Source organism: Reichenbachiella sp. MALMAid0571, from assembly GCF_040151475.1.
In the GTDB taxonomy this organism is placed as follows: Bacteria; Bacteroidota; Bacteroidia; order Cytophagales; family Cyclobacteriaceae; genus CAXBNB01.
Genome location: NZ_JBDKWG010000092.1, coordinates 1 through 25,378, shown reverse-complemented (window position 1 = coordinate 25,378; position 25,378 = coordinate 1). Strand labels below are relative to the sequence as shown.

The 25,378-nt window shown below is 36.7% G+C and carries 21 protein-coding genes and 2 tRNA genes; 9 read left to right on the top strand and 14 right to left on the bottom strand.

Going from position 1 to position 25,378, the window contains the following annotated elements:
• Positions 1–16: 16 nt before the first annotated feature.
• The 3 genes from ilvD to AAOP42_RS03140 form a co-directional block, all read right to left on the bottom strand.
• Entirely contained in the window at positions 17–1,693 is a 1,677-nt protein-coding gene (gene ilvD / locus AAOP42_RS03150) for a dihydroxy-acid dehydratase (protein WP_349527005.1), read from the bottom strand.
• A gap of 29 nt (positions 1,694–1,722) precedes the next feature.
• Entirely contained in the window at positions 1,723–2,601 is an 879-nt protein-coding gene (locus tag AAOP42_RS03145) for a branched-chain amino acid transaminase (protein ID WP_349527004.1), read from the bottom strand.
• 286 nt (positions 2,602–2,887) lie between these two features.
• On the bottom strand, positions 2,888–4,045 hold the full coding sequence (locus AAOP42_RS03140) for a 2-isopropylmalate synthase (protein ID WP_349527003.1): 1,158 nt from the start codon (positions 4,043–4,045) through the stop codon (positions 2,888–2,890).
• A 137-nt stretch (positions 4,046–4,182) separates the two neighbouring features.
• On the opposite strand from AAOP42_RS03140, the gene AAOP42_RS03135 reads away from it, so the two are divergent.
• Entirely contained in the window at positions 4,183–5,745 is a 1,563-nt protein-coding gene (locus tag AAOP42_RS03135; RefSeq protein ID WP_349527002.1) for a hypothetical protein, read from the top strand.
• Positions 5,746–5,754: 9 nt separating this feature from the next.
• Here AAOP42_RS03135 and AAOP42_RS03130 read toward each other — a convergent pair whose 3' ends face one another.
• Together AAOP42_RS03130 and AAOP42_RS03125 are read right to left on the bottom strand one after the other, a co-directional pair.
• Positions 5,755–6,171: a response regulator gene (locus AAOP42_RS03130; RefSeq protein WP_349527001.1), complete on the bottom strand. Its 417-nt coding sequence runs from the start codon at positions 6,169–6,171 to the stop codon at positions 5,755–5,757.
• Between the two features lie 5 nt (positions 6,172–6,176).
• A complete protein-coding gene (locus tag AAOP42_RS03125) occupies positions 6,177–8,132 on the bottom strand; it encodes a PAS domain-containing sensor histidine kinase (RefSeq protein ID WP_349527000.1) in 1,956 nt (651 codons plus the stop codon).
• A gap of 509 nt (positions 8,133–8,641) precedes the next feature.
• Between AAOP42_RS03125 and AAOP42_RS03120 the strand changes: the two genes are divergently transcribed.
• Positions 8,642–9,598: a DMT family transporter gene (locus AAOP42_RS03120; RefSeq protein ID WP_349526999.1), complete on the top strand. Its 957-nt coding sequence runs from the start codon at positions 8,642–8,644 to the stop codon at positions 9,596–9,598.
• Positions 9,599–9,620: 22 nt separating this feature from the next.
• Here the strand turns inward: AAOP42_RS03120 and AAOP42_RS03115 are convergent.
• From AAOP42_RS03115 to AAOP42_RS03095, 5 genes are all read right to left on the bottom strand, one after another.
• Positions 9,621–9,694: transfer RNA gene (locus tag AAOP42_RS03115), tRNA-Arg, on the bottom strand.
• Between the two features lie 46 nt (positions 9,695–9,740).
• Positions 9,741–9,827, bottom strand: a tRNA-Ser gene (locus AAOP42_RS03110).
• A gap of 161 nt (positions 9,828–9,988) precedes the next feature.
• Positions 9,989–10,330, bottom strand: coding sequence for an arsenate reductase (glutaredoxin) (gene arsC / locus AAOP42_RS03105; RefSeq protein ID WP_349526998.1), 342 nt, complete (start codon positions 10,328–10,330; stop codon positions 9,989–9,991).
• A gap of 32 nt (positions 10,331–10,362) precedes the next feature.
• Positions 10,363–11,703 (bottom strand): 1-acyl-sn-glycerol-3-phosphate acyltransferase, encoded by a 1,341-nt coding sequence (locus tag AAOP42_RS03100; RefSeq protein ID WP_349526997.1) that lies wholly within the window; start codon positions 11,701–11,703, stop codon positions 10,363–10,365.
• Positions 11,700–12,989, bottom strand: a complete 1,290-nt coding sequence (locus AAOP42_RS03095; protein ID WP_349526996.1) for an MFS transporter — start codon at positions 12,987–12,989, stop codon at positions 11,700–11,702. Before AAOP42_RS03095 ends, AAOP42_RS03100 begins: the two co-directional genes overlap by 4 nt.
• Positions 12,990–13,254: 265 nt before the next feature.
• On the opposite strand from AAOP42_RS03095, the gene leuC reads away from it, so the two are divergent.
• From leuC to leuB, 5 genes are all read left to right on the top strand, one after another.
• The gene (gene leuC, locus AAOP42_RS03090; protein WP_349526995.1) at positions 13,255–14,652 is read left to right on the top strand and encodes a 3-isopropylmalate dehydratase large subunit; all 1,398 of its coding nucleotides are present in this window, start codon (positions 13,255–13,257) and stop codon (positions 14,650–14,652) included.
• A 25-nt stretch (positions 14,653–14,677) separates the two neighbouring features.
• Entirely contained in the window at positions 14,678–15,025 is a 348-nt protein-coding gene (locus AAOP42_RS03085; protein ID WP_349526994.1) for a four helix bundle protein, read from the top strand.
• Positions 15,026–15,070: 45 nt separating this feature from the next.
• The gene (gene leuD, locus AAOP42_RS03080; RefSeq protein ID WP_349526993.1) at positions 15,071–15,667 is read left to right on the top strand and encodes a 3-isopropylmalate dehydratase small subunit; all 597 of its coding nucleotides are present in this window, start codon (positions 15,071–15,073) and stop codon (positions 15,665–15,667) included.
• Positions 15,668–15,742: 75 nt separating this feature from the next.
• The gene (locus AAOP42_RS03075; protein WP_349526992.1) at positions 15,743–17,257 is read left to right on the top strand and encodes a hydroxymethylglutaryl-CoA lyase-like TIM-barrel protein; all 1,515 of its coding nucleotides are present in this window, start codon (positions 15,743–15,745) and stop codon (positions 17,255–17,257) included.
• Positions 17,258–17,263: 6 nt separating this feature from the next.
• A complete protein-coding gene (leuB, locus tag AAOP42_RS03070) occupies positions 17,264–18,316 on the top strand; it encodes a 3-isopropylmalate dehydrogenase (RefSeq protein ID WP_349526991.1) in 1,053 nt (350 codons plus the stop codon).
• A gap of 118 nt (positions 18,317–18,434) precedes the next feature.
• Here the strand turns inward: leuB and AAOP42_RS03065 are convergent, their stop codons facing one another.
• Together AAOP42_RS03065 and AAOP42_RS03060 are read right to left on the bottom strand one after the other, a co-directional pair.
• On the bottom strand, positions 18,435–19,259 hold the full coding sequence (locus AAOP42_RS03065) for a DUF4349 domain-containing protein (protein WP_349526990.1): 825 nt from the start codon (positions 19,257–19,259) through the stop codon (positions 18,435–18,437).
• Between the two features lie 166 nt (positions 19,260–19,425).
• Positions 19,426–20,664, bottom strand: coding sequence for an aspartyl protease family protein (locus AAOP42_RS03060; protein WP_349526989.1), 1,239 nt, complete (start codon positions 20,662–20,664; stop codon positions 19,426–19,428).
• Positions 20,665–20,952: 288 nt separating this feature from the next.
• On the opposite strand from AAOP42_RS03060, the gene AAOP42_RS03055 reads away from it, so the two are divergent.
• The gene (locus tag AAOP42_RS03055; protein WP_349526988.1) at positions 20,953–21,711 is read left to right on the top strand and encodes a DUF6503 family protein; all 759 of its coding nucleotides are present in this window, start codon (positions 20,953–20,955) and stop codon (positions 21,709–21,711) included.
• A gap of 266 nt (positions 21,712–21,977) precedes the next feature.
• On the opposite strand, the gene AAOP42_RS03050 is transcribed toward AAOP42_RS03055, so the two are convergent.
• On the bottom strand, positions 21,978–22,436 hold the full coding sequence (locus AAOP42_RS03050; RefSeq protein ID WP_349526987.1) for a hypothetical protein: 459 nt from the start codon (positions 22,434–22,436) through the stop codon (positions 21,978–21,980).
• A gap of 73 nt (positions 22,437–22,509) precedes the next feature.
• Positions 22,510–22,929 carry an Hsp20/alpha crystallin family protein gene (locus AAOP42_RS03045; RefSeq protein WP_349526986.1) on the bottom strand — a complete coding sequence of 140 codons (420 nt, stop codon included), beginning with the start codon at positions 22,927–22,929 and terminating at the stop codon, positions 22,510–22,512.
• 328 nt (positions 22,930–23,257) lie between these two features.
• Between AAOP42_RS03045 and AAOP42_RS03040 the strand changes: the two genes are divergently transcribed.
• Positions 23,258–25,225 carry an AAA family ATPase gene (locus AAOP42_RS03040; protein WP_349526985.1) on the top strand — a complete coding sequence of 656 codons (1,968 nt, stop codon included), beginning with the start codon at positions 23,258–23,260 and terminating at the stop codon, positions 25,223–25,225.
• Positions 25,226–25,378 lie beyond the last annotated feature (153 nt).

Genomic DNA, 25,378 nt, shown 5'->3' with positions numbered 1-25,378 from the left:
TTATCAATCATTAACCTTATTCGTCAGTTACACACCCTTCCGATGCTGACTTTACTGACCTTATATATTTACCTAATACTCCTCTAGTTGCTTTGTATTCAGGTTTTACCCATGCATTTTTTCTTTTCGCCATTTCTTCATCAGAAATTTTGACATCAAGTTTATTGTTCACCGCATCAATGGCTATGATATCCCCATTTTTGATAAATGCCAATGGCCCACCTTCCTGTGCTTCGGGAGTAATGTGCCCAACTACGAATCCATGTGAACCACCTGAGAACCTACCATCAGTAATTAATGCCACGTCCTTTCCAAGACCTGCTCCCATCACTGCACCTGTTGGTTTCAGCATTTCAGGCATACCAGGAGCACCTGTGGGACCTGACATCCTGATCACGATCACTTCTCCTTTTTGCACTTCTTCCCCTATCCCTTTGATGGCTTCAAATTCATCCTCATAAATTCTTGCCGGTCCTTCAAAGTATTCTCCTTCTTTACCCGTAATTTTTGCTACGGCTCCTTCAGGAGCAAGATTTCCATACAGAATCTGCAAATGGCCTGTTTTTTTAATGGGCTCATTAAATGAATGAATAACCTTTTGCTTGTCTTTCAAAGAAGGGCCTGCTTCAAGGTTTTCAGCCAATGTTTTACCTGTTACAGTCAGGCAATCTCCATGCAGATATCCTTCTGTCAATAAGGCTTTCATCACAGCAGGCACTCCTCCTACATGATGAAGGTCTTCCATTAAATACTTTCCACTAGGCTTCAAATCTGCTATAAACGGCGTGCTATCTGATATTCTCTGGAAATCAGAAAGACCAATCGGTACATCTACAGATTTTGCCATTGCTATCAAATGCAATACAGCATTTGTTGATCCTCCCAAAATCATAATCAATCTTATCGCATTTTCAAATGCTTCTTTAGTCATGATGTCTTTTGGACGGATATCATTCTCCATCAAATACCTTACAGCCTGTCCTACCCTAAACGTTTCGTTCTTTTTGTCTTCACTTTCTGCTGGATTGCTAGATCCGGATGGTAAACACATACCCATCGCTTCTATAGCGGATGACATGGTATTAGCCGTGTACATACCTCCACATGCCCCAGGGCCAGGAATTGCATTTTTTATTATTCCGTTAAAATCTTCATCTGAAATATTATTGCCCAATCTTTTACCGTAAGCTTCAAAAGCCGAAACAATATTCAGGTCTTCACCTTTCCACTTTCCCGGCCTCACAGTACCACCATAAACCAACAGCCCAGGCCTGTTTAATCTTCCCAAAGCCATCATAGCTCCAGGCATATTTTTATCACAACCAACAACAGGTACAACAGCATCATAAAATTGTGCATTAACTACTGTTTCAATAGAATCCGCAATGATGTCTCTAGATACCAGAGAATATTTCATTCCCACAGTTCCGTTGGAAATACCATCGCTAACACCAATTGTGTGAAATATCAACCCTACAAGATCAGCTTCCTTTACGCCCTTTTTCACCTGATGAGCAAGGATATTAAGATGCATATTGCAAGGGTTACCCTCAAAACCAGTACTTACGATACCAACCTGCGCTTTTTTTAAATCTTCTTCACTCAACCCGGTAGCATACAACTGCGCCTGTGAGGCTGGTTGTGATGGATCCTGAGTAATCGTCTTACTGTATTTATTTAGTTCTTGTTCCACTTACTTCTTTTGATTTATAAGTTAAATATTTATAACACTACATGATTGGAATTAACCCTTTGCCTGTACATCAAAAACAATTCATAAGCGATGGTTTCTTTCCAGTCTTTTTCAAATTTGATATCGTTGATTGAACTGATGCTTGCGATTTCTGTGGCAGTACCTGTGAAAAATGCCGTCTCTGCACCTTTTATTTCATCGAAAGTGAAAAACTTCTCCACAACTGGATAACCCAGTTCCATAGCATACTCAATAATAGTAGCCCTGGTAATACCTGGAAGAATATTGCCCAATGCAGGGGTATAAATGATACCATCTTTCACAAAAAAGAAATTAGCTCCCGGCCCCTCTGCCACATAACCATTCGAATCCAATAACAGTGCCTCGTCATACCCTAGCCTTTTCGCTTCGTTTGTTGCTAAAATAGAATTGATGTAGTGCCCTGAAATTTTTGCGTCAATCGGAACTGATTTTGGGTTTGGCCTCTCAAAAGAAGATACCATTACCCTTAAAGGATCTTCACCGCTATAAGGTTCCCATTCCCAAGCCGCCATCATTATATGGGTATCAAATGTTTTTGCCAGTTTCATGTTGGCTCCTAAAAACACCAATGGCCTTATATATGCATCGGAAATATTATTTCTATCAAGTAATTCATATGTAAGGTTTACTAACTCATTTACGGTATGAGTCATATTTATACCCATTTTTTTTGCAGAGTAAAGCAGCCTTTCATAATGCTCCTTTGCCTTGAATACATTTGGACCAGCAGAACTATCATATGCTCTAATACCTTCAAACACACCACTTCCATAATGCAAAGTCTGGCTAAACAAGTCGATTTTAGCTTCAATAGCCTTCACCCACTCACCATCCAGGTATATGATAGATTCTTTATTGTAATACATCTTTATTCGTTCATCCTAATTCAAAAAAAAAGCACCACTCCTTTTAGGAATGGTGCTTTAAAATATTTTTTATTCTAATTGTTATACCATTCCCGATCGACCATCTAGTGTGACGTCAATAATAATCGCAAATGCTATGACAAGTGTGTTTTTCATTTTCGTGCTCAAAAGTATCATAAAAAAAATTCATCATCCAAATTATTTAGTGATTTTTATTATTTGGCCATCAAAAAATGATCACATTTTTTGATTTTCATGCTTTTTCTATAGCATTTATTAACCTTTTTCAATTTGAAACCAAATGGTCACTTAATAATTTTTTCAATGCACTTTCACCTACAATTCCCTGATTATCGGCTACTGTTAAAAACTCCTGATATATTGATTCCAGCTCCTCTTTTGATAAAGTCACTCCCAGTTTTTCAATTTTATAATTCAAAGCAGCTCTACCACTTCTTGCTGTGAGTATAATTGATGATTCATTCACACCCACTTCTTCCGGATCTATAATTTCATAGTTGTCTCTGTTTTTAATAACTCCATCCTGATGAATTCCTGAAGAATGCGCAAATGCATTGCTTCCTACAATGGCTTTGTTAGGCTGCACAGGCATATTCATTTTTTCAGAGACCAATCTGCTTATTCCTGAAAGTCTTTTGGTATTTATACCAGTTTCGAAAGTCATCCAATTATGTTTTTTCATAATCATCACTACCTCTTCCAAAGAAGTATTTCCTGCTCTTTCTCCGATACCATTGATAGTGCACTCTATTTGCCTGGCTCCATTTTGAATACCAGCTATTGAGTTGGCCGTTGACAAACCAAGATCATTGTGACAATGTGTAGAAATCACAACATTGTGTATTCCTTTTACATTTTCTCTAAGAAATTTTATTTTTTGTCCGTACTCTTCCGGCAAGCAATATCCTGTAGTATCGGGAATATTGACCACTGTAGCACCAACTGCAATTACTCCCTCAATAACTTTTGCCAAAAACTCATTGTCAGTACGCCCGGCATCTTCTGCATAAAACTCCACATCTTCAACAAACTTCTTGGCATAAGCCACTGCCTGTCTGCTTCGCTCCAATATATCTTCTCTGGTTGTTTTTATTTTGGTAAACACATGCTGATCGGATGTACCGATACCTGTATGTATTCTGGGCTTTACTGCAAGTTTTAGGGACTGGGCAGCAACTTCTATATCTTTTTCCACAGCTCTTGAAAGAGCGCAAACAGATGCATTTTTTATAACTTTGCAAATCTCTGAAACAGATTCAAAATCACCAGGGCTTGAAATAGGAAACCCTGCTTCAATAATATCAACACCGAGCAGTTCCAGTTCCTGTGCGATCAATACCTTGTTTTCTGTATCTAGCCTGCAACCCGGGACCTGTTCACCGTCTCTTAACGTCGTGTCGAATATTTGTACTCTATTATCCATATCATTTAATTATGAAATCAAAATTAATTGTAAGAGAGTCTTAATAAAACACATAATTATTTTATAATTACGATTTCTAAAAGTATATATTTGACCAATAATAGTATTAAAAGGATTTATTTGAATAAATAAATACAATGCCTAAAGAAAAAAAAGACACTCTTTTTACTCTAATTAAATCACTTAAAAAGAGTGAGAAAAGATATTTTAAAACCACTGAAACAAAACAAGAAGACACAAAATTCATTCGTTTATTTGACCTGATAGACCAGCAAAAAGAATTTAATGAGAATAAAATTCTTAAAAAAGAGCCATCAATTAAAGCAGAGCAGCTATCTAACCTAAAAGCCCATTTATACAATAAGATCCTTCAAAGCCTGAGAATGTATAATTCCAGCTCGGTAACTGAGATAGGAATACACAATCTGATAGACCATGTACAAATATTGTTTAACAAAAGTCTCTATCAACAGTGCATCAATGTACTGAAAAAGGCAAGAAAAAGTGCAGAACGAATTGACCATCTTGAGTTACAACTGGAGATATTGAATTGGGAAAAAAAGCTACTACCATATACCGCAGGACAAAATACACAAACCGATGTAAATGAAATAGTGATGAAGGTGCAGGATGTAAGCAATCGTATTAATAATATAAATGCTTATTCCAACCTCCATGTCCAGCTCAGTAGTATCTACAATCAGGTAGGCTACATGCGAAATGAAGAAGATTTCAAGATGGTCAACAATCTTTTTATTACCAGTTTCCCCAATCCTAATGAAGACTTATTATCGGTAAGTGAGAAGATTAGTCTATACAGCCTCTATATACACTATTACTTTTTCATTCAGGATTTTAAAAAAGGGTATGAGTATGCGTTAAAATGGGTGGAGCTTTTTCATGGGGATAAAACATTAATGTCATCCAAAATCGAAATGTACATCTCCGCTTTGAACCACCTCATGATTTCTCAAACCAAATTAGAAAAATATGAAGAGTTTTTGATTACAAAAAAGGAACTCAGGTCGGTTGGAAATCTTTCAGCGATTAATCTTAACGACAATATAAAACTTAAACTTTTGAAGTACTCTTATGTACATGAATTCAATGGTTTTTTTATGATGGGAGATTTTGGCAGGGGTGTCCAGCTTATCGAAAAAATAAAACCCGGCTTAGAGCAATTTATTGAGCAAATAGATAACCACTCCAGAGTGATCATGTTCTATAAAACTGCTTGTCTGTACTTTGGCAATGATAACTTTAAAGATGCCATTATCTGGCTCAATAAGATCATCAATTCCACTGACGTAAATCTCCGGGAAGATATTCATGGCTTTGCCAGAATACTCAGCCTGGTCTGTCATTACGAATTGGGCAACATAGAATTGATCCAATACAATGTAAGATCTACCTATCGTTTCTTACTAAAAACTAAAGATTTACATCAATTTCAAAGATATATTCTCAACTTCTTAAAACGATTAAATGCTTCAATGACAAACAAAGAGCTTATCAAACACTTTGAAAAGCTCAGGGAAAACCTCATTCCTCTTTCTGAAAACCAATATGAAAAAAGGTCATTTATTTATTTCGACATTATATCCTGGCTGGAATCCAAAATTGAAAACAGGCCAGTAAAAGATATAATCAGAGAAAAAGCATTTAAAAGAGAAAATGTTTCTGAGACAAAAAATATTTAATGAACGTCTTTAAAGTAAGTCTGCAAAATTTTCTTTTAATACTTCTTCCACCATCTCTATAGTCAATGGCTTACTTAAAAAACCAGCAACCAATGGTAGTAAATTAGCAGCCTCTTCATCATCAGGGTTGAGTGAAGTTGTTAACATCATCAATACCAACCTTCCTTTTTTCAATTCATCTAATTTTTCATATTCAACAAGGAATTCCCATCCATTCATTGCAGGCATATTGATGTCTAAAAAAATCAAATCTGGTTGTGGGTGTTTTCCATCAACCGTGGATTTAAGATATTCCAATGCATCAATGGCACTCTCCATTGCGACAATTTCCTCTGTGCAATCCATGTCATTTAGTACCATTTCATGCAAGAAATTGGTTGCCTTATCATCATCGATGAGTAAAATGCTGTTTAGTTTTTTTTTCATGTATTTTATGTAATGTTAATGGGTATTGTAAAGTAAAAAATACTTCCTTCATTTGGCTGAGATTCCACCCAAATTCCTCCTCCAAAGAGCTGAACGATTTTCTGACAATGAGAAAGTCCTATTCCGGTTCCTTCATATTCCTTCCTGCTATGAAGTCTTTGGAAAATAGCGAAAATTTTATGCTTATCTTCTTCGGCAATGCCAATACCATTGTCTTTTACAGCAAATCTCCAATGCTCTCCCTTACGCTGTGCAGAAATATGCACCTCTGGAAGAACATCTTTCTTGCTAAACTTAATAGCGTTGTTAATCAGATTTTGAAAAAGTAAACGCAACTCAGTTTTATATGCTTTTATTTTAGGCAACTTTCCTATTGTAATAGTTGTATTTGTTCTGGCTATATAGCTAGCCAAATCCGCCTTAATATCAGCCATAATATCATTACAATCCACCATTTCAAGGTGTTTTTTGCCACCTATCCTGGAATAATCGAGCAGACCTTTTATCAGATCGCTCATTCGTGTGGTAGCTTTAGAAATAAAAGTTAAATATTCATTTGCTGTTTCATCCAGCTTATCCTGATATTCAGTTTTCAAAAGGTCAACTAAGCTACTTACAGAATGTAAAGGTTCTTGCAGGTCATGCGATGCAATAAACACAAAGTTCTCTAATTCTTTATTTTTCCGTTCCAAAGTGGGTATATACTGAGAAGACAATAATTCCTCAGCTTCCTTCTTCTTTGTAATATCCTGCCTGATTGAAAGGTATTGATAAATCTCACCAGATTCATTTTTGAATGGGACTATAGAGGTATATACCCAGTACAATTGTCCGTCTTTGGCTTTATTTTTTATTTCCCCAACCCATACTTTCCCACTGCTTATAGTTTGCCATATTTCTTTAAAAAACTCTTCGGGATGATATCCAGAGTTAACAAGTTGATGAGTTTGACCAATTAGTTCTTCTCGTTTAAATTTCGAGATTTCACAAAATTTATTGTTTACATAATGAATAACATCTTTAGAGTCGGTGATGGCAACAATAGAACTGTCATCCAATGCCTGTTTAAAATACGTAAGTTCTTGATTACTGGAATATAAAGAAGTCTCCAACTCTTTTCTCTTAACATCAGACTTGTTCAACCCAAGAGAAATAATGGATATGTAAACTATACTTATTAAGGTAAAAACAACCGTATATATTGCTATTCCAAAGTCACTTTCTATCTGAAAGTTATTGTATATACTCAACAGCAAGCAACTCAATACCATAGGTAAAACGACTACATAGGGTAATAGTAACCTCATCAACTTGCTTCCTCCATATATGCCTGTCACCAATCCTGTGAATCCAAGTGTGGGATTTTTTAAGGAGAACGCATAAGAAAGCATGAAAAACAAAACAGACGTATGAATTGCCATCGAATTCAACCAAAATATTTTATTTCCTTCAGGAATCTGTAAAATATATGCTACTATCGCCACCCATGAAACGGATGTCACGACAAGCAAGACATATTGAATAATTTTTCTAATTACCAGCGACTTTGAATCTATACCTAACAACCCCACACCCATTAGAACAAAACAAAAGGCTGTAGCTTGTGACATCCTTCCTGCAAATTCCTGAGAGAAAGTATCGGTAATGAACAATGAATCTATAAAAGAGCTAAAATTGAAATAATATTGGGCAAGAGTCACTCCTCCAATAAATAATATTACAAAAACGATACTAGAATTTATAAGCCGATAATGTTTTATTTCTTTTTGAGAAACAAGCAGACCAATACTCAGCAATAGAAACAAAAAAGCCGTATTGAACTTCATTGTTGCCCCTTCAGGAATGACATTTAATATCCTTCTGATTCCAAATATCCAACCTATAATAACCGATACACTAATAAATAGCGTGAATACTAATACTACATTTTTTATTTGATTAATCCTTTCAATAAATCTCATCTACGTTTTATTTGGAATCAGCTATAGGATCGAACAGATACTTGTTCTCAAATTGTTTGGGTATAAAATGCACGTCCGATATACTTTTAGTTAAAATTATTTTTCTCTCCTTAATAGAAGGATATTTATTATCATCCAACGAAAATAAAACCCTGAAGGACTATTGGGAATATCCAACAATCGTGCACTAAAAAGAAGTTATAGCTGGCTGAAGTTGAATCTAAAATTATTAATTGCAAATCTTTAATATTTAACCTGTTTACAACAAAATAACTTTTAGCAACTTAATATTAACTCATAAAGTTATAAATTATTCCATTTAATAATTCTAAATATTTACAATAAAAACATCTGTAATGTTGACAAAATAAACTTAAAGGCCAATCACAAAATTTAACTAAGAGTAAAGCACTATCTGACAACCAAATCCATGCAATACACCCCGTATTTCAAAACTATTGTCCAAGCCAGGTCTCAACAAATTCGCTTTCTAAAAAACATCAGGTAGAATGCTTCTAAAAAAATCAGGCCTAAATTGCAATGATTTTAAAAACTTTACCAGCCACCCTTCTATGAATAAAAACATTCATCATTTAACACAATTAGGACTTGCCATTCTTATAATGAGTTCTTCGGGCACTCTTGGGAGCTATATATCGCTACCCCCTCCGCTGACTATATGGATAAGGTGTTTTTTAGGTGTCATGGCTCTATGGCTATTTTTGAAATGGACTAAGCAATCAACTTTTATCGGCTGGGGCAAAGATTTCCAACTACTTGCAGTGAGTTCCATTTTTCTTGGCTTACACTGGGTTTCATACTTTTACGCTTTATCCGCTTCTGGTGTAGCAGTAGGTATGCTTTCTTTATTCACCTATCCGGTTATCACCTCTTTACTAGAGCCTTTTATGTTAAAAACTAAATTTAAAATATGGGATATGGCTTTAGCGTTTGTTGCGTTTTCAGGAATTTTTTTCCTTATTCCTGAATACAGCCTTGACAATAGCACCACAGTCGGAGCTGTTGTGGGCATGTTTTCAGCATTTTTCTACTCCATAAGAAACATTCTACTTAAAAAGAATATATCCGAACATTCCGGATCTACTCTAATGTATTACCAACTTCTGATAATTTCCATACTTCTATGTCCGGTAGTCTTTCTTACAGATTTCAATCTTACTGCCTCTATCCTATCCAAACAGTGGCATGCTTTACTAATTCTTGGTTTATTTACAACTACCATAGGCCATACTTTATTTGTAATGAGTTTCAAACATTTCACAATTACCGCCGTGAGTATCATCAGCAACCTAACACCACTTTTCGGTATTATCCTGGGCTATTTATTTCTAAATGAAGTACCAAATGAAAGGGTATTAATTGGAGGAGGAATCATTATGTTTTCCGTAATGGCTGAAAGCATCCGAGCCATAATGAGCGGAAATAAAAAAGGAGCTGCAAATTAATGTAACTCCTTGATTTACTGAGTGATCCGCTCAGGACTCGAACCTGAAACCTACTGCTTAGAAGGCAGTTGCTCTATCCAGTTGAGCTAGCGGACCTGGATTTTAACACTAAAAAAAAGACCATCATTTTGGTCTGATATTGCGGAGAGAGGGGGATTCGAACCCCCGGTACGATTTCTCGTACGCATGTTTAGCAAACATGTGGTTTCAGCCACTCACCCACCTCTCCGGGGCTCCTGTCTAAAAAGGAGTGCAAATATAGTTTAACACTTTCCATTTTAGCAACACCAGTTATAAAATAAATTTAGATTCCCTCCAAATTATCCTTCCATCCAAACCACAATGAGGGCATAAATCAAAACAATGAGATAGGCCGCAAAACTGCAATGATTACAAAACTTCAAGGACACTCTCCGGTGGCCTTCCGATAGCAGCTCTGCCATTTTTTATTACAATTGGCCTTTCTATCAAAATAGGATGAGCTAACATTGTATCAATCCATTGGTCATCGGACAGATCTTTTCCCTTATAATTTTCCTTAAAAATACTTTCTCCCTTTCTTACTAGTTCTAAGGGAGTAATTCCCAGCATTTTAATAATTGCAAGCAATTCCTCTCTGCCAGGTGTGTTCTTCAGGTATTCCACGATTTCAATCTGCTCACCTTTTTCTTCCAGTATTTTAAGGGTTTGCCTGCTTTTGCCGCATCTGGGATTGTGATATATTTTCGTCATAATTTGCCCGTCATCTATAGTTTAAATAAAAGTTATAGCCGTTTCAAATAGGTTTCCATAGCTTCATCCAATATCAATGTAAGGTCTTCTTTCAAGGTAATAAGTTCCGACATCTTCAAGTCTGTTTTTTTAAAAAAAGAATTGAGTTTGACAAAGTCTCGAACCCGATCTACAAAATCAAGGTAATGGATACAATAAAAACCACTCACTGGCAAAAGTATCATATAGAGCGAAATCATCAATAGATCTTTTGATACTAAAGTATAAAATGCATAACCCATCACACAATAGAAAATTGGAAATACTAATATGCCAACCGTCAACATAATGGGTGCGTGATACTCCATTTCACTAGTAATCTTTCTTGCCGTCCAATAGGGTATTTTATAAGGCAAATAGTTTTGAATCACTCCTGATAGATAAACCGGAAACCCAATAATTAGATAAATGAAACCAAGTAATGTGTAAAGGATTTTTTTCGGCATACTATGAGCCATATTCTGACCGCTTCCAGACAACCCCTCCTCCTCCAAAATCCGAATATACCTATCTACATTACTTTTGATTCGGGCAAATGACACTTCATTACTTATTTTGAAGTATTCAATTGCTTTTATCATTTCCTTAGTCAATTGAAATTCTTGAGAAAAGTTAGTTTTTGATAACAATCTGCTTTTGTAAACTCTCTTGAGCTTTATAAAAAGCTCTTCCTGCTCATCGTCTTCTGTGGTGATCACATTTTCAGCCAGAACTTTTCTTATTCTTTCCGTGAGTTCCTGTACACCTTTTATTTTGTCTTGTTCATAAATGTCCTGAAACTCCGATACCTCAAAAACCTGATCAACATTGATATGAATTTTGCTTCTGAATCGGGATGGGTTAGAGTAATAAAGCCCTACGGGAAGTATTTTCAAACCCAGTTTGAAATCATTCTGTTCTTCAGTAGTCAGGGCAATCCGGGCTGTTCCTGTCTTTATTTTCCTAAGCTTCAACTCATGATAGCTGGATCCTTCAGGAAATATCATCAAAGTATTGCCATTGGTCAGGTATTCGGTGCAAGCCCTAAAAGCATTCTCATTATCAATCGGCTCATTACTTTCCACATCCTTTTGCCGATATACAGGTATTACATTGAAATATCTAAATACTGCATTCACTATTTTATTGACAAAAATGGATGCATTACCAAGAAAACCTACCTGCTGCCTGAATAGGGCTGCTACGATCAATGGATCCATAAAGGTATTAGGATGGTTAACCACAATAATTAGTGGGCCTTTATCTGGTAGTTCCCGCTTTTTATTGACAATGATTTTTGAAAAAAAAATCCAAAGAGCAAGCTTAACTATTTGTTTGAGTGCATTGTAAATCATTCTTTGTTTTTAATCAATTCCACTGTTGACAAGATCAACAATCCTACGATAAAAAACAACGTCATACAAAGGATAGAGTTCCTCATACTGCCCGTAATCTGCTCTATTATACCAAAAGATGCCGTTCCTAACACAATCGCTAGTTTATCAGTCACATCATAAAAGCTGAAGTATGAAGCTGAATCGGTTGTACCTGCCGGGATCAATTTTGAATAGGTCGATCTGGAAATTGACTGAATCCCTCCCATTACAAATCCAAGGAACGCCGCTAAAACATAAAAGGCTACTTTATCCTGAGCAAAATAAGCACCCACACATACCATTAGCCATATCAGTATGGCTGAAACAATGGCAAACTTGTTGCCTTTTATTTTGGAAACAAAGGCAAAGAAATAAGCACCTCCTATTGCCAATACTTGCAAAATCAACACCACTACTATCATTTCATCTCCGGTCATTCCTATCTCTGTTTCTCCAAAAAGAGGAGCAAGCAACATCACAGTTTGTACCCCCATACTATAAAAGAAAAATGAATATAGAAATCTGATTGAACTCACCTTTTCCTTCAGGTGCATAAATACCTTTTTTAATTCTCCAAAACCCTGGGTGAGTATCGCAGAAGTGACTTTATGTCCTGTGGGGTTATCCTTCAAATGGTAGAATGCTATTTGTGAAAAACCAATCCACCACATACCAACCAGCAAAAAGACAAACCTGGTAGCTGCCGAAGAGTTTACAAATCCGAATGTCTCAAAATTCAATATTAAGACGAGACTGATAATCAATAAAATCACACTACCCACATAACCCATGGAAAAACCCCTGGCACTTACCTGATCCATTTTACCTTCAGAAGCTATCTCTGGCAAAAAAGCATTGTAAAAAACCACAGACCCTGCATAACCAATGCTAGCCAAAATTGCCATAAAGATTCCATATTCTACATTGTAACCGTCAAATAGAAACAGACCAAAACAGGCTCCCGATCCCAGATAAGTAAAAAACTGCATGAACCTTTTTTTCATCCCACTGAAATCGGCTATACCCGACAATATAGGATAAAGAATGACTGTAATAAGAAATGAAAATGAAATGGCATAAGTATAAATTACTGTGTTATCCACCTTCCAACCAAAAAACTCTATCACTTCTCCATTAAAGGCTTCTCTGGTCATAGCAGAGTAATACACCGGGAAAATCGCAGTGGTGACTATGAGGTTATAAACTGAGTTTGACCAGTCATAAGAGCACCAGGCATTGATCGTTTTCGAGCTGTCTTTTATCATGCCATGAAGATATGAAATAAATCATAGCTGACTTTATTTTTTTTACTAAATGTCCCTTTCTGAAATTAATGCATCCAAAAAAATCGATAATTATAATTGATCATCACAACGAATTGGCTGAAACGCATTGAATTTGGTTTTATTAAATCAATAAATCTCTATAAAGATTGGCAATAAATCTCTATTTTTGCCGCCCATTTAGAAGTCATTTGCTAATAAATGACAGTAAATATTTAGAAGATACAAATTCAAGGAAAAATAAATCATGGGTAAGACATTATTTGACAAAGTGTGGGATTCGCACGTGGTTCGTAAGATTGAGGATGGACCAGACGTGTTTTTTATTGACAGGCACATGGTTCATGAAGTAACCAGCCCCGTTGCTTTTTTAGGATTAAAAAATAGGGGAATAAAGGTACTTCATCCCGATAGAACATTTGCAACTGCAGATCACAACACACCAACTATAAACCAGCACCTTCCCGTTCAGGATCCACTTTCGGCCAACCAGCTAAAAGCGTTGGAAGAAAACTCTAAAGAGCATGGAATCAGCCATTGGGGATTGGGACATGAAAAGAACGGCATAGTACACGTAGTAGGCCCGGAATATGGCATTACTGTACCTGGAGCGACGATCGTTTGTGGAGATTCTCACACTTCCACTCATGGTGCTTTTGGTGCCATTGCTTTTGGTATTGGTACATCCGAAGTAGAAATGGTATTGGCGACACAGTGTATCATGCAGCCTAAGCCAAAGAAAATGAGAATCAATATCAATGGTGAACTACAAAAAGGAGTTTCACCTAAAGATGTGGCACTATTCATCATATCACAATTATCAACTTCAGGAGCGACTGGTTACTTTGTAGAGTATGCTGGTGATGTATTCGAAAATATGACCATGGAAGGTCGTATGACTGTATGCAACCTAAGCATCGAAATGGGTGCTCGTGGTGGTATTATTGCTCCCGATGAAAAGACATTTGATTATATAAAAGGACGTGAATTTACACCAGCAGGTGAAGCGTGGGACAAGGCCATGACCTATTGGGAGACATTGAAAACAGATGATGATGCTGTTTTTGATAAAGAATTTACTTTTGATGGCACTTCCATTGAGCCAATGATCACTTATGGTACCAACCCTGGAATGGGAATGGGAATTTCAAAACATATCCCTAAAGCAGAAGATTTAGAAGGAGGAGTTGAAACTTACAAAAAATCCTTGAGCTACATGGATTTCCATGAAGGAGATTCAATGATTGGAAAACCTATTGATTTCGTTTTTATAGGAAGTTGTACCAATGGTCGAATCGAAGATTTTAGGGCGTTTGCTTCTATCATCAAAGGTAGAAAAAAAGCCGATAATGTCACTGCATGGCTGGTTCCTGGATCACACAAAGTAGAGGCTGCTATCAAGGAAGAGGGATTGTTGGACGTGATCCATGAAGCCGGATTCGAATTGAGAGAGCCGGGATGTTCTGCTTGTTTGGCTATGAATGATGATAAAGTTCCGGCTGGCAAACTTGCTGTAAGTACTTCCAACCGAAATTTTGAAGGAAGGCAAGGACCTGGTTCAAGAACACTTTTGGCTAGTCCGCTAGTGGCAGCCGCCAGTGCCGTAATGGGCAAGGTAACTGATCCGAGGGATTTAATCGCTTAGAGCTAAGCGCAATTCGCTATACGCTTTGAGAGATTATAGAAAATACAAGGTTTGGGAGCTGGGTCATGAAGTGGCTCTTTCCATTTATAAGGTCACCAAAGAATTTCCTGAAGAAGAAAAATTCAGTATGGTCAGTCAAATGAGAAGGGCAGCCTATTCGGTACCTTCAAATATCTCTGAAGGTTGCGGAAGGGAAAGTGATTCAGAATTTAAAAGATACCTTGTAATTGCCAGAGGATCCGCTTCAGAATTGGAGTATTTTCTGATTCTTTCAAAGGATTTAAATTATTTGAAAGAAGAATTATATGAAGTACTGTTTGATAAGGTAAACATGGTCAGGCGGAGCTTAAACAATTTGATAAATAAAATATGAACAATAGCGTTCGGCGTTTAACGTCTTGCGCAAAGCAATTAAATTATGGCCTACGATAAATTTGAAACATTAAAAAGTACTGCTGTACCATTGCCAATAGAAAACGTGGATACAGATCAAATAATACCTGCCCGATTTTTGAAGGCAACTGAGCGTAAGGGGTTTGGTGATAATTTATTCCGTGACTGGAGATACAACAATGACGAATCTCCAAAATCGGATTTTGTTTTAAACAACCCTATTTACTCCGGTAAAATCCTTGTGGGAGGAAAAAACTTCGGTTCGGGATCTTCAAGAGAGCACGCTGCATGGGCAGTCTATGATTATGGATTCAGATGTGTAATTTCAAGCTTTTTTGCTGACATTTTCAAAAACAACTGCCTCAACATCGGAGTATTGCCAGTGCAGGTAAGTGCTGATTTTGCTGAGAAAATATTCAGGGCAATAGAAGCCGATCCAAAAGCAGAATTTGAAGTAAACCTTCCTGATCAGACAGTTACGATTGTGGCTACCGGAGAGCAGGAAAACTTTGACATCAATGGCTACAAAAAGGGTAATATGTTGAACGGTTTCGATGATATCGACTACTTACAAAACATCAAAAGTGAAATTCAGGCTTTTGCTGAAAACACACCACTTTAATATAAAAACATTTAACATACAATCTTTTTTAATCAGATTCTTCTCCCGAGTGTTATTTGAATCTGAAATTTCACAATGGCAATAGAAATCCTCGATACTACTCTTAGAGATGGAGAACAGACCTCCGGCGTATCCTTCACAGAAGGTGAAAAATTGAGTATTGCCCAACTCTTGCTGGAGGAACTGAAAGTTGACAGGATAGAAGTCGCTTCGGCGAGGGTTTCTGATGGAGAATACGCTGGAGCCAGAAAGATTTTTGACTGGGCGAAACAAAACGGATACCTAAACCGAGTGGAAGTACTCGGATTTGTTGATGGAGACATTTCATTAAAATGGATTCAGGATGCTGGTGGAAAGGTTGATAATTTGCTGTGCAAAGGATCTTTGAAGCATTGTGAGAAACAACTTAGAAAAACACCGGAAGAGCATCTCAACGATATAAAAAACACCATTGCTATTGCCGATGACATGGGAATAGAGGTGAATATATACCTCGAAGACTGGTCAAATGGTATGATCGACTCTCCTGAATATGTGTACCAAATCATAGAAGGACTGTCAGAGACAAGCGTTAAACGGATCATGCTGCCAGATACGCTTGGAATACTCAACCACAGAGATACAGGTCGGTTTTGTGAAGACATGGTCAATCGATTTCCAAACATGAAATTTGATTACCATGCCCACAACGATTACGACCTTTCGACTGCCAATGCTTTTGAAGCAATAAAAGCTGGTGTTCACGGCATCCATACTACTTTAAATGGATTGGGAGAAAGAGCAGGAAATGTACCTTTATCCAGTGTGATCGGTGTGGTGAAAGACCATCTGAAAATGGATTTGAACATTGACGAAAAGAAGCTTTACAAGGTGAGTAAAGTCGTGGAGTCATTTTCAGGAGTCAGGATTCCCCAAAACAAACCATTGATCGGAGAATTTGTATTTACACAAACAAGTGGCATCCATGCTGATGGTGATTCCAAAGATAATTTATACCAAACAGCTCTTGAACCGGCCAGATTCGGAAGAACATACACTTATGCTCTCGGAAAAATGTCTGGAAAGTCCAGTATCCAGAAAAACCTGGATGAACTGGGCATAGAACTGAGCAAGGAAGAAACAAAAAAACTGACCCAACGAATCATCGAACTGGGTGACAAAAAAGAATCTATCACCAAAGAAGATTTGCCCTTTATCATCAAAGATGTACTCGGTACCCTTGTGGTCGAATCAAAAGTACAAATAAAAAACTACTCACTATCTGTTGCTCAGGGCTTAAAATCTATGGCTACCCTGTCGGTGGAAATTGATGGAAAATTATATGAGCAAACTGCTTCAGGTGATGGACAGTATGATGCATTCATGAATTCTCTAGGAGAGATTTATGACCAACTGGAGCGTCAACTCCCAAGACTCGTGGATTACGAAGTTCATATTCCTCCGGGAGGAAATACCGATGCTTTGGTGATCACGACTATTACATGGGAAAATGGTCAGAAATTTAAGACCCGTGGGCTGGATCCTGATCAAACTGTTGCTGCCATCAAAGCAACCATCAAAATGTTGAACATTATAGAAAACAAAAAATAAACAAATATGGATTTTAAGATTGGAGTCTTGGCCGGAGACGGTATCGGACCTGAAATTGTAGAGCAGGCAATCAAAGTAATGGATGCTGTAGGAGCAAAATTTGGTCATAACTTTAACTATACCAGAGCACTTGTGGGTGCAATAGCCATTGATGAAACTGGCAATCCTTACCCTGATGAAACCCATCAGGTATGCCTGGATTCTGATGCCGTACTTTTTGGTGCTATCGGAGATCCGAAATACGACAACAATCCTTCAGCCAAAGTAAGGCCAGAACAAGGCTTGCTAGGTATGAGACAAAAGCTTGGACTGTATGCTAACATCCGTCCAGTAGCCACTTTCCCTTCATTGATTGACAAGTCTCCATTGAAAAGAGAGATCGTTCAGGATGTTGATTTGGTGGTTATAAGAGAATTAACTGGTGGCATCTATTTTGGAGCCAGAGGCAGATCAGAAGATTTGACTTCAGCTTTTGATACCTGTGTCTATACGGTAGAAGAAATTGAAAGAATCTTGAAATTGGCGTATCAATACGCCGGAAAGAGAAATAAAAAAGTAACAGTAGTAGATAAAGCCAACGTACTCAGTTCATCCAGACTTTGGAGAGAAGTAGCACAAAGGGTTGAGAAAGAATACACAGACATAGAAACAGATTACATGTTGGTGGACAATGCAGCGATGCAGTTGATCCAGTGGCCTAAGAAATTTGACGTGATGGTGACCGAAAACATGTTTGGCGATATTCTTTCTGATGAGGCTTCTGTAATCACTGGCTCTATGGGATTGTTGCCATCGGCATCTGTAGGTCGTGAGACTTCAGTATTTGAGCCTATCCACGGTTCGTATCCACAAGCGGCAGGAAAAGACATTGCCAACCCATTGGCTACAGTACTTTCAGCAGCCATGTTACTGGAGTCTCTTGACTTGTTAGAAGAGGCACAGGCTGTAAGAGATGTAGTGAACAAATCTTTGGAAGCAGAATATGTGACTGAAGACATCACATCAGGTAAGGCTTACAAAACCTCAGAAGTGGGAGATTGGTTGGCTAAAAATATTTAAATGATACCTACCTTACAGTTTTTTTGAAACCTGTAAGGTGTTCAAGAAACGAAAAAGCGAAAGGAGAAATTCTTTCGCTTTTTATTTGCTTTATTCAATCAGTTCCTAAACTCCTGTTTTAAGACTGTCTCTTCCTCCATTTTCTCACCGCATACACTATCACTACAAAAGCCAGAATGAAAGGCCATAAGCCAATCGTTCCGATCAAGACGGACAAGAATCCCTGCCAACCATCGCTTATAGATTTTTTTATTCTGGCAACAAAACCAGGGCGGGCTTCCGAATCATAGGTGTAAGGCAACACTTCATAGAAATTCACATAGATGGTACTGTATTCTACTTTTTTGCTCAGGTAGTTAAATTGCCCCTGCTTGATTTCTATTTCTGTTCTGATCTCGTTTAGATTCCTTTCTATTTCCAGTATTTCCTTGATGCTGGTAGTTTTCTCAAGCAACTTGACATACCGTTGTTCCAATGCTTGCTGATTCTTTATTCTTGTATCCAGGTCATAGTAGCGTTCGCTTACATCTTCCACATTGATTGAGCGGTTTTCCACCCTTTCGGATTGGGTTGACAGGGAGTTGAAAAGTTCATCAAAATTTTGTTTGTTCACGCGAATAGTGAGGTTGTAGTTGATCCTGTCGCTTTGTGTGGACTGGTTTTCATTTTCTATGTATGCATCGGACTTTTCCAGCATAGATAAAATTTCCTGATAAGTTTCTTTGGTGCTCTCCACCTTGAGTGTAAGATTTCCCGTTTTTATGATCTTTTTAGCCGGAGCTTGCTGCTCCTGCGACATCATCTTAGCTTGTCGTACTTCAGGTGCTGCCATCCTTCCCCCATAAGATGCTTCATCCATAGCAAGATTTTGTTCAGCATTCTCATTGTGGTAGCAGCCTGAAAGCACTAAAAAGCTAAAAAGGATTATAAGTGTCTTTTGCATACATTTTTTTGTTTGGATTAATAACTCATTTGAGTCCGCAATATTTTTACCCATCTGTAAATAATTCTAATTGGATTAATTTTATGACTTAGGTTTACAAGTATTAGGACACAGATTCTCTACAAAAGGTTTGTCGAGAAGCAAATCTATTTTTTGTTTTTATCTGCTAGTTAACCTCACCTGATTGTGTGCCTTCAAACAAATCCTTTTTCTCAAGGACAATGTCTGTGGGCTGACCATTGCGAAGCAAAGTCAATTTGATTTGATTGGTAGTAGATAGGGTCTTTGAATTCAAAAATGAACAAAACTTATCCTCATTAGAATGGTCAAAATTAAACTCATTGATCTTGACAATCTGGTCTCCCAACAGCAACCCCGCCTTGGTTGCCGGAGAATTATTATATATAAAACCCACATACAATTTCTCCTCCCTGTAGATAACTCTAAAGCCAAAAGAATTATAGGAATCTATTTCCTCCGGTTTTGCTTTTTCGGACAATATCAATTTCCTTTCAGGCCAGTTGATTGTAGTAGTAAAATTCTCAAAACAATCCAGACCCAACAGCTTTTCTGAATGATTGGACATAGTGATCAGTTGATTTTTCAATGCCACCTGACTTTCATTTCCTATTGAAAAAGAATGCACCAGCGCAATATGTGAACTGTCAGGTTTTTCATAACCAAACGCACCGGAAGCTATACTGCCATGACCTGATGTGATGCTACACTTGTGCTTATTCTTATCACGGCACAACTTATGCAACGTTTTTTCAGAAGTCTTGTAAAATCCTTTGGCTCCAAAATCTATATAAGCTTTACCATCAGAAACACCATTGATATTCACTTTCACTTTAGGCGTACCTGCATACCCGGTTTTAAAATTTAACACCTCCCCTTCCGGGAATTCCTTTTTAGCGTTGGCTATGGTGATAGTATTTCTTTCAAAATCGAATGTCCAAATGGCACTTTTCATCAGATTGGCACCAACCACACCTGAAATGTTCAAACATCTGATGGTCGGAGGTGACTTGTCAAAATTGTGAATGGTCGTAGCATTATTTCGAAAAGACACCCCTCCTATGACAATCTCGTCTATTACAGAAAGTGACAAAGCGAGTTTATTGTCCTGAGAGTCGATGTATTGCTGGTGATAGACATGTTCCAACTTCAATTCCTCAGCCAACTCCTTCGACACCATATTGGGAGTACCCGTATCCAGCAAAAATGAATATTCATTACCACCAATAAATACAGGAATGACAATATGACCACTAGCCAGCTTTTTGAATTGAATGGTAGAAGAAAACTCCTGCTCATCAATTACAGTCTGGTTGTACAACTTGTTGAGTTTACAAGAAGTAATAAAAAAAATGAAAATTAAAAAAACAAAAAAATACTTAGGCATTACCTTTTTCTCAAATCACAAAACCATTCCGGGCTCACCTTGATAGAACTTGTCATAAGGTTAATTATTATTAATTCCGCTTTAAAAAATCACCTTATTCAAATTTGACTGCATATTCAGGTAAATTTCCTGTAACATCAAATAATGTACCCTTTTAATCTCCAAAAACAAATAATATGCCTTGCAGATGACAAGTGATACCAAAAGGAATCGAGATATTTACACCGTTAAGTTCACCATCTTTGTACAGTTGGCTTTTATCAATTGGAAATATAATTTTAAAACGATATGAAATCCATAATAATAATCTTGCTGGTGTTGGGTGCTTTGGCAGCCTGTCAAAGCCCTGTAAAACAGCATATACCTGAAAAGGAAACCAAACATTTTCCGGAAACATTCGAAAAGGGACTGGCTGCACATGGCGGACTTGACAAGTGGAATACTTATGGCACACTTAGGTTTAATGAAATTTCGGGTGAAGATACTGTCCTGCACATAATAGACCTTAAGAATAGAAACGAACGAATGGAAAAAAATGGTGAATACAAAATAGGGTTTACCGCAGATTCCATAAGTATCTATCCCGATGAAAACAGCTTCCCCAACAAGAACCCAAGGTTTTTCCACAACCTCAGATTCTATTTCTTTTCTCTCCCTTTTGTGACTGCCGATGATGGAGCCCTTCAGGAGGAACTGGAACCTCGTGAAATGGATGGCACAACATACAACAGAGTGAAAATTACTTTTAGGGACGGAGTAGGTACTGCATCCAAAGACCAATACATTTTATGGTTCGATAGCGAAAGCAACATACTCAAAATGATCAATTTCTCCGTGACCTACTTCAATGAAGCCAATGCCGAAAAATACAATGCAATAGTTATTAGCAAATGGGGAAATACCGGAGGACTGAAAGTACCAACGGAAATGATAGGATACAAATGGGTAAACGATACACTTGGCGATATCAGGTACAACAAATCATTTGATGGTATAGCGTTTTCTACAGACCGTCCTGAACCGGATATATTTCTGAACCTCGAATGATAGAAGATTTACCATTTTTTTTAGTATAGGAATGAGATTTCAAAGATTTGAGCAATTGCCGGATTCCTGACTGCCGTCAGGCAGGTGTCCCGACACCCCTTACTAATACATCTATTGCCGTTTCCTGAGCAAATCCCAGAATACCTACCTAACGACAGTCAGGAATCTGGGAATTATATGTCTTTTCAAACAGACAAAACCACACACTAAGTAAGCTTAGACTTTATACCCCAATCAACGAATGAATCCGAAAAAAAATCATGCCGTCAATGACTTGGCAGACTCATCATTTTTTGCATTTTTTCACTTTTCATCACATCTTTTGCAATGGCAAAAACTTCTTTTTTCACTTCTCTGAAAGCTTTAAAGTAAGCATTGACAGAGTCTTCCAAAGTAGCATGTTCGTCCCTGAAAATCTGATGATCCCGACGAAATGCATCCTCTATCATCATACCCAGATTCCCCAGGTGTTTATCAATTTTGGCTGACAATATTTCTCGCTGCTTGGTAATTTCAGCCATATGATTGTCCATTTGCTGTACTTTGGAAAGTACCTCACCTTTAGTCATCCAGATGAAATACTTGCCAATAAGGTCATGCAAAAAATGTAGTTCATCTTTAAAAAAATCCATGTCATCTTTCCATTGTTCTGTCATCAAATACAAATCCTGCCAATTGGCAGTATGTATATCATAGCTTTTGGAAAATATTCCTGACTTATTCATGATTACTGATTTTATTGTTGTAAAAAAATCAACCTGAAGCAGACAAGTCTGCCCCAGGTTGTTGTTTATGGTGCTACTTTATCTTCACCTCTTTCTTCTGCGGCAATTCTTTCTTCGATTTGTTGAGTACCAGACTCAGTACACCATCCTGATACTTCGCCACCACGCTATCCTCCTCAATATTGTCCGGCAAAGTGAAATTTTTAACAAAAGATTTAGAACTGAATTCCTTACGCGTGTAATTCTTGTCTTTTTCTTCCTCTTCCTTTTCAGTTTTACCGCTCACGGTTAAAATACCATTTTCAACGGTCACATTGAAGTCTTCTTTTTTCAATCCGGGAGCTGCGACTTCTATCTCATAGTCTTTTTCATTGTCAACTACATTGACAGCTGGAGCCCAGTCAGAATGTTTGAAACGATTTTTCAACCAATCGTCATCAAAAAAATCCGTAAGACTGGTCCAATCCGGAAGTTTTGATTTTATAAGTGTCATTTTCTTAAAAAATTAAATGGTTAAATATTTATTTTCTACGGATTAAAATTAGACCCACCCATCCGAAAACAAAATGACGAAAATCAATTCTAAAATTGATTTTTACTACTATTCTTTTTCTGTAAAAACAATGAATACCATCCAGGTCTTGCTTTTTAATAAACATTATCATAATAACATCATAAATAGTTGCTATTTTTATCGGACGGCAAGCACTGATCTGGCCTTTAGTGGAAAATTAAATATTGCCATAAGTCAGGTATGTTGCACTATGCAACATGCTCAAATGTTGGCGTGCATATAAGAGAAACTTACAGAAAATATTCGAATGTATATAAAAAGAATAAAATTTCAGAATTATGGACCAATATCGAATTTGGACGTAACACCAAATTTTAATGATAATGGCAATCCTAAACCAATTGTTTTTATTGGTAAAAACGGTTCTGGAAAAACACTTCTTCTAGGTAATATTTTAGACGGTTTAATTGAATTAAAAAGGCAAAAGTTTAAAGACCTTTTGGAAGTTGAACAGAATAAATATTTGAAAGTTGGAAAGAAGGACTATATAAAATACGGAGAAGATTATTCTAATATTGAAATACAGTTTGAAAACGATGGAAAAACTGCCAACTATGTTGATTTAATGTCAAGAATAAGCAACGTAGATTACATATCTAAATATGGCGGTTTAAATTTAAAAGGAGCGACTGACGGTAAATTTGTCAAAAGTGGTTTTTACAAAAATTGTCAGGTATCCGATAAAGATTTACTCGATTCATTTGGTCAAAATATTATTTCATTTTTCCCTCACAGCAGATATGACCATCCTGCTTGGCTAAATAAAGACACAAACATTGGCTTTTCGTTTAAAGAAAAGTTTCTTGACCAGTCAGATAAAAATATTATTAAGTATGATGTCATCAAAGAAGTAGAGACTTGGATTCTTGATTGCTTACTAGATAGAGAAATTTATGAAAAAATTCTAATCAATGGTCAAAACGGCATTCAGATTTTTGTTGGATACAATGGCAAAAACAATGATATAATAAAACTCATTAACGAATTATTGGGTATTATCTACAAAAGCAAATTTCCTAATCTTCAATCAGCTCGAATTGGTATTGGAGCAAAAAATAGAAGAAGTATATCAATTCATATAAAAGAACAAAATGGTGAAGAATTTACTGTTTCACCTTCATTCTCTCACATTTCATCTGGAGAAGCAATGTTGCTTGCTTTATTCACTGCGTTACTAAAGGAATATGACGATTTGGGAGCACAAGTAAGAAATTTAAATGATGTAAAAGGTATAGTTATAGTTGATGAAATAGACCTACACCTGCATATTGAATTTCAAAAATCAATTCTACCGGAATTATTAAAAAGATTTTCTGGTGTTCAATTCATTTTAACTACGCATTCACCCTTTTTTCTTTATGGAATGGAAGATGAGTTTAAAGAAAATTGGGATTTGATAAACTTGCCGTTTGGCAATAGTATAGCATTGAATGACTTCTCCGAAATGAAAAGTGCTTATAACATATTCGTCACTGGTTTTAATGAATTACAGGTAACTTTAAATACCGTAAATGAAAGACTAAAAAATCTCACAAAGCCCTTGGTTATAACAGAAGGAAAAACAGATTGGAAACATTTAAAAAATGCCCTGAATAAATTAAATGAACAAGGTAAGTTTAAAGATTTAGACTTTGACTTTTTAGAATATGAGGAAGAAATTCAAATGGGCGATAGTCATTTGAAATCACTGTGTGAGCAAACTTCAAAATTAAAAAACGATAGAAAAATTATTTGCATATTCGACCGTGATGATGATAAAATCATCAAGCAAATGGGATGTGATACTCAGAATTTTAAAGATTGGGGAAATTCAGTTTATTCATTTTGTATTCCTAAACCTGACCACAGAGAAAATTATAATAAAATTTCCATAGAATTCTATTACACTGATGAAGAAATCAAAACTCTTGATAAGACAAACACCACAAGGTTGTTTTTTACAAACGAAGTAGAGGAATTAATTATCAAAAGTAAAACTAACAATAAAGCTAACTCTGAAATAAGAATCCTTGGCGAACCAAAAGAAGATGAAGAAAATGACAAAAGGATTTATTGTAAAGACGTAGAAAGAATAATAGATGTAAATGGAAAAAGTTTAGCTCACTCTAAAAGTCTTTTCGCTGAAAAAATCTTAAACGGAAAAGAAGATTTTAATGAGTTCAATATTTCTGAATTTGAAAAAATATTTGAAGTTATTAGTGAAATACTAACATAAAAACGACACGCCAGTCGAGTAGGTAAAGGGGAATTGCACCCCTAAACCTCTCCCAGAACCGTGCGTGAACCTCTCAATTCACACGGCTCTTATTATGCAGTCGATATGATCTAAAAATGATCAGACCAATTTGTAGCCCAATTCCCAATGGTA

Coding starts and splice junctions, on each gene's coding strand:
- AAOP42_RS03145 (WP_349527004.1), bottom strand. CDS start 2,601: ATGTATTACAATAAAGAATCTATCATATACCTGGATGGTGAGTGGGTG.
- AAOP42_RS03140 (WP_349527003.1), bottom strand. CDS start 4,045: ATGGATAATAGAGTACAAATATTCGACACGACGTTAAGAGACGGTGAA.
- AAOP42_RS03135 (WP_349527002.1), top strand. CDS start 4,183: ATGCCTAAAGAAAAAAAAGACACTCTTTTTACTCTAATTAAATCACTT.
- AAOP42_RS03130 (WP_349527001.1), bottom strand. CDS start 6,171: ATGAAAAAAAAACTAAACAGCATTTTACTCATCGATGATGATAAGGCA.
- AAOP42_RS03125 (WP_349527000.1), bottom strand. CDS start 8,132: ATGAGATTTATTGAAAGGATTAATCAAATAAAAAATGTAGTATTAGTA.
- AAOP42_RS03120 (WP_349526999.1), top strand. CDS start 8,642: ATGCTTCTAAAAAAATCAGGCCTAAATTGCAATGATTTTAAAAACTTT.
- arsC (WP_349526998.1), bottom strand. CDS start 10,330: ATGACGAAAATATATCACAATCCCAGATGCGGCAAAAGCAGGCAAACC.
- AAOP42_RS03100 (WP_349526997.1), bottom strand. CDS start 11,703: ATGATTTACAATGCACTCAAACAAATAGTTAAGCTTGCTCTTTGGATT.
- AAOP42_RS03095 (WP_349526996.1), bottom strand. CDS start 12,989: ATGATAAAAGACAGCTCGAAAACGATCAATGCCTGGTGCTCTTATGAC.
- leuC (WP_349526995.1), top strand. CDS start 13,255: ATGGGTAAGACATTATTTGACAAAGTGTGGGATTCGCACGTGGTTCGT.
- leuD (WP_349526993.1), top strand. CDS start 15,071: ATGGCCTACGATAAATTTGAAACATTAAAAAGTACTGCTGTACCATTG.
- AAOP42_RS03075 (WP_349526992.1), top strand. CDS start 15,743: ATGGCAATAGAAATCCTCGATACTACTCTTAGAGATGGAGAACAGACC.
- leuB (WP_349526991.1), top strand. CDS start 17,264: ATGGATTTTAAGATTGGAGTCTTGGCCGGAGACGGTATCGGACCTGAA.
- AAOP42_RS03065 (WP_349526990.1), bottom strand. CDS start 19,259: ATGCAAAAGACACTTATAATCCTTTTTAGCTTTTTAGTGCTTTCAGGC.
- AAOP42_RS03060 (WP_349526989.1), bottom strand. CDS start 20,664: ATGCCTAAGTATTTTTTTGTTTTTTTAATTTTCATTTTTTTTATTACT.
- AAOP42_RS03055 (WP_349526988.1), top strand. CDS start 20,953: ATGAAATCCATAATAATAATCTTGCTGGTGTTGGGTGCTTTGGCAGCC.
- AAOP42_RS03050 (WP_349526987.1), bottom strand. CDS start 22,436: ATGAATAAGTCAGGAATATTTTCCAAAAGCTATGATATACATACTGCC.
- AAOP42_RS03045 (WP_349526986.1), bottom strand. CDS start 22,929: ATGACACTTATAAAATCAAAACTTCCGGATTGGACCAGTCTTACGGAT.
- AAOP42_RS03040 (WP_349526985.1), top strand. CDS start 23,258: ATGTATATAAAAAGAATAAAATTTCAGAATTATGGACCAATATCGAAT.